5 protein-coding genes are annotated in these 4,423 nt (G+C 70.4%); 1 reads left to right on the top strand and 4 read right to left on the bottom strand.

What is annotated here, in order from left to right; all coding sequences use genetic code 11:
• Both AC27IO_RS21020 and AC27IO_RS21015 read right to left on the bottom strand, forming a co-directional pair.
• Window positions 1-631 (bottom strand): YeeE/YedE thiosulfate transporter family protein (locus AC27IO_RS21020; protein WP_498740580.1); only part of this gene is annotated, 631 nt, incomplete at its 3' end.
• An 85-nt stretch (window positions 632-716) separates the two neighbouring features.
• The gene (locus tag AC27IO_RS21015) at window positions 717-1,688 is read right to left on the bottom strand and encodes a sulfurtransferase (protein WP_498740578.1); all 972 of its coding nucleotides are present in this window, start codon (window positions 1,686-1,688) and stop codon (window positions 717-719) included.
• Between the two features lie 187 nt (window positions 1,689-1,875).
• Here AC27IO_RS21015 and AC27IO_RS21010 point away from each other — a divergent pair, with 187 nt between their 5' ends.
• Window positions 1,876-2,289, top strand: coding sequence for a c-type cytochrome (locus AC27IO_RS21010; protein ID WP_498740576.1), 414 nt, complete (start codon window positions 1,876-1,878; stop codon window positions 2,287-2,289).
• Between the two features lie 27 nt (window positions 2,290-2,316).
• On the opposite strand, the gene AC27IO_RS21005 is transcribed toward AC27IO_RS21010, so the two are convergent.
• The gene (locus AC27IO_RS21005; protein WP_284414432.1) at window positions 2,317-3,249 is read right to left on the bottom strand and encodes a CysB family HTH-type transcriptional regulator; all 933 of its coding nucleotides are present in this window, start codon (window positions 3,247-3,249) and stop codon (window positions 2,317-2,319) included.
• 188 nt (window positions 3,250-3,437) lie between these two features.
• A complete protein-coding gene (locus AC27IO_RS21000) occupies window positions 3,438-4,364 on the bottom strand; it encodes a FecCD family ABC transporter permease (RefSeq protein WP_498740582.1) in 927 nt (308 codons plus the stop codon).
• Between the last annotated feature and the right edge of the window lie 59 nt (window positions 4,365-4,423).

The raw sequence follows: 4,423 nt of genomic DNA, 5'->3' as shown, positions 1-4,423 counted from the left end.
CGGGCGCCTCGCGGGCGAATCCGCGCCACAGCCAGGCGGCGATGGCCGCCAGCACGCCCAGCTGCAGCGCCAGCGCGCCGCCGTAACCCAGGTGCGCCGGCAGCCACACGACCGGTGCGTCGGCCACGCTGGCGCTGTACAGCGGGTTCCAGGTGCGAAACCCCAGGATGAACCCGCCGGCCGATCCGATCAGGGCGAAAGGCGCGACGGGCGAGCCTTCTGCCAGCCGGTACCAGTGCGCGCTGATGCATGAGCCCGACACCACCATGCCGGCGCCGAACGCCAGGCCCGCGGCCACCAGGGCCAGGCTCACCGGGCCGATGTGCATGTCCGCCGGCAATTGCCCGGCCGTGGGCACCGGCACCCAGCTGCCCAGCACGACGGTGTATCCCACCGTGCCCACGGCCAGCGCCAGGACCAGGGCCAGCAGGCCGCGCGGGTTGCCGTCGGCGAACCAGTCGCGGGCATGGCAATAAAAGCAAAAGCGCGACCGCTGCAGCACCACGCCCAGCACGGCGCCCACCGCCAATGAGAAAGCCAGCGTGCGCCCGCCCGGCTGGGCCTGCAGCGCCAAGGCGGCAACCCCCACCGCGGCCAGCAATCCCCATGACAACAGTCCCGCAACGCGCATGGCCAAAACCTCCGGACAAAAAAAAAGCCCGCACGCGGCGGGCTTGAAAAGAGACCCCCTACTGACAAACTGTTTTGGCCCGGCGCTACTTGGCGGCCCAGAGGGTGCCCGACGGGTTGGTGATGGGCACGCCCACGGCGTTGCCGTATTCGGTCCACGAACCGTCGTAGTTGCGCACCTCGTAGCCCAGGATCTTGCTCAGCGCGAACCAGGTGTGGCTGGAGCGCTCGCCGATGCGGCAGTACGTGATGATCGGCTTGCTGCCGTCGATGCCTGCGGCGGCGTAAAGCTTCTTCAATTCTTCGGCCGATTTGAACGTGCCGTCTTCGCGCACCGCCTGGCCCCACGGCACATTGGCCGCGCCGGGAATGTGGCCCGCGCGGACCGACAGCTCGGGCACGCCGGCCGGGGCGAAGACCTTGCCGGTGTATTCGTCCGCCGAGCGGATGTCCACCAGCCGGGCGTCGCTGCGCCCTTCGGCCACCGCCAGCGCGTCGGACAGCCGGGCCCGCAGCTGGGTGTTGACGCTGGCGACGCGGTAGGTGGTGGCCACGGGTTCGGGCACCCGGTTGTTCATCGGCCGGTTCTCGGCCTCCCATTTCTTGCGGCCGCCGTCCAGCAGCTTCACGTCCTTGACGCCGTAGATGTCGAACACCCAGGCGCCCCAGGCAGCGAACCAGTTGCTGGTGTCGCCGTAGAGCACCACCGTGGTGTCCGGTGCCACGCCGGCCTTGGACAGCAGCGCCTCGAATGCCTCCTTGCCCACGATGTCGCGGCGCACCTTGTCGTTCAGGTCGGAATGCCAGGAGAAGTTGACCGCGCCGGGCACGTGGCTGCGCTCGTACAGGCCAGGGTTCACGCTGACCTCGATCACGCGGACCTTGGCGTTGTCCAGGTTATGCGCCAGCCAGTCGGTGGTGACCAGCGGACCCTGCGGCACCGGCGTGGCCGCGAAGGCGGTGCCGCACAGCGCGATGGCCGCGCCCAATGCCAGGGCATACAGGCCGTCGCGCCATGTCGGGAGGTGGCGTTGAAATCGCAGTGCTGCAGTCGTCATCCCTCGTCCTTTCGCTGGAGTGCCCACTGCGCCGTGCGGTGGGCTTGGAGCGAATCTATCGGGGCCGATGCGCTGGCCCAAGCGACAAGAACGCGTTTGGATATGCGCAAAACGGCAGGCCGGAAAACAGAGGCGGTGCTTGGGCGCCATCCCATCGTGCCGCATGCGCACCGCTATGCTCGACGGCATGACCCACGCCCTTTTCCGCACCGCCATGGCCCCACGCACCCTGCCCCGTTCCGCAGGCCCGGCCACCGGGCCGCGGCTGGGCTGGCACGGGGCCGTGACGGTGCTGGCGGGCCTGTGGCTGGCGAGTGCTGCCGTCACCGGCGAGGCCGCCGAGGATCGGCACCTGGGTCAGGAGCATGGCTGCATGGCCTGCCACGGCATGGTCCGCAAGCAGGTGGGGCCGGGGTTCGCCCAGATCGCCGAGCGCTACCGCAACGACCCGGAGGCGCCGGTCCGGCTGGCCGGCAAGATCCGCAACGGCAGCGTCGGCACCTGGGGCCGCGTGATCATGCCGCGCCAGGCGCGCATCACCGAGCCCGAGGCGCGGGCCCTCGCACTGTGGGTGTTGTCGCAGCCTGCCCCGCCGCCCTGAGCGCTCGCTGGCCCTCTTTCGCCCGGCTCAGGGCGCGGGCGCCTTCATGGCGGCTTCCACCGCCTCGCGCGTGAGGGTCGGCACGAAGCTCTCGATGAAGCGGTAGGCATAGCCGCGCATCCAGCTGCCGCGCCGCAGGCCCAGGCGGGTCAGGTTGACCTCGAAGAGGTGGCGCGCGTCCAGCATGCGCAGGTGGCGGTCGCGGTCGGGGTCCACGGCGATGGAGGCGACGATCCCCACGCCCATGCCCAGTTCCACGTAGGTCTTGATCACATCGGCATCCATGGCGGTCAGCACCACGTCAGGCGTCAGGCCCTCGCGCGAGAAGGCCTCGTCGATGTGCGCGCGGCCGGTGTAGCCCAACTCATAGGTGATGATCGGAAAGCGCGCCAGTTGCTGCAGCGTGACGGGCTCGGCCTGGTCCAGCAGCGCATGCCCCGGCGGCACCACGATGCTGTGCGACCACCGGTAGCACGGCAGCGTGACCAGACTGTCGTAACCGGCCAGCGCCTCGGTGGCCACGCCGATGTCGGCCTCGCCGGACAGCAGCATTTCGGCCACCTGGCGGGGCGAGCCCTGGTGCAGGTGCAGCGACACGTGGGGGTACAGCGCCCGGAAGTCGCGCACCACCTGGGGCAAGGCGTAGCGCGCCTGGGAGTGCGTGGCCGCCACGGACAGGCGCCCTTCCTGCGCGGCGCTGAAGTCCAGGCCGGCGCGCTTGAGGTTCTCGGCCTCCAGAAGCAGCCGCTCGACGATGGGCAGCAGCGTGGCGCCGGGGGGCGTGAGCCCGGTGAGGCGCTTGCCCGCGCGGGCGAAGATTTCAAGGCCCAGCTCTTCCTCCAGCTCGCGGATCTGGCGGCTCACGCCGGGTTGCGAGGTGTAGAGCATGGCGGCCACCTCGGTCAGGTTGAAGCCGCAGCGCACGGCCTCCCGCACGGAGCGCAGTTGCTGAAAGTTCATGCGCCGCCCCTTTCGGGCCAGGCGTCAGCCGATCGTGGAAGGCCTGGGGAAATGTCGGTTGCCACGGAGAGCGGTCGGATCACGGAAAACACCTTTCAGGGAAGCTGCCGCGATCTTAGGAGTCGGCCCTTCAAACCAGAAAGAATATATTTCCATGACTTAGGATCAAAAACATCTGATGATCCATGTCAGTCCGCCACCCGACGCCGCAGCAGCGCCATCACGAACACGGCACCGATGCCCGCCGTGACGATGCCCACCGGCAATTCCTGCGAGCCCAGCAGCGTGCGTGCCACCAGATCGCTCGCCAGCAGCAATGCGCCCCCCATCACCCCGGCCAACGGCAGGAACGCGGCATGCAGGGGCCCCGACAGCCGCCGCGCCAGATGCGGCACCATCAGGCCGACGAAGCCGATCACCCCGGCCAGCGCCACGCAGCAGGCCGTCGCCACCGCGGCCACCACGAAGGCCTGCGTGCGCAGCCGCTCGGGCGCGATGCCCAGGCTGTGGGCGGTGTCGTCGCCGGCCAGCAGCGCATCCAGTGCGCGGTGGCGGCGCCAGACGAACACCATGGGCACGGCCAGCCCCAGGCATGCCAGCCACAGGTTGTCCCACCGCGCCAGCCCCAGGCCGCCGAGCGACCAGAAGACCACGGCATGCGCCGCGCGCTGATCGCCCGCAAAGACCAGCCCGTGCGTCAGCGCGCCGAACAGAAACGACACCGCCAACCCGGCCAGCACCGTCTGCGCAGGCCCCTGCCCGCCCGCGCGGCGCACCAGCAGCAGCACGGCGCCCGCTGCCACCACGGCCCCGGCGAAGGTCGCGGCCGGCAAGGTCCAGGCGCCCAGCCATTCGCCGGTCAACGTGATGACGGCCACGGCACCCGTGGAAGCCCCCGAGGACAGGCCGAACAGGAACGGGTCGGCCAGGTCGTTGCGCGTGGTGCTTTGCAGCAGGCCGCCCACCAGGGCCAGCGTGGCGCCTACCAGCAGCGCCAGCACCACACGCGGCATGCGCAGGTCGCGCACGATGGCCTGCGCCATGTCACCCGCCGGCGCGCCGAACGCCCCGGCCCAGGGCCCCGCCAGCGCCGCGGCGGCCTCGCGCCACGACACGGGCGCACTGCCCGCGGTCGAGCGACGCCCATGACCAGCAGCGCCAGGGCCAGCCGCGA

Source organism: Acidovorax sp. KNOB132, assembly GCF_057541515.1.
The sequence above is the reverse complement of the archived record's forward strand: the minus strand, read 5'-3'. Positions and strand labels throughout refer to the sequence as shown.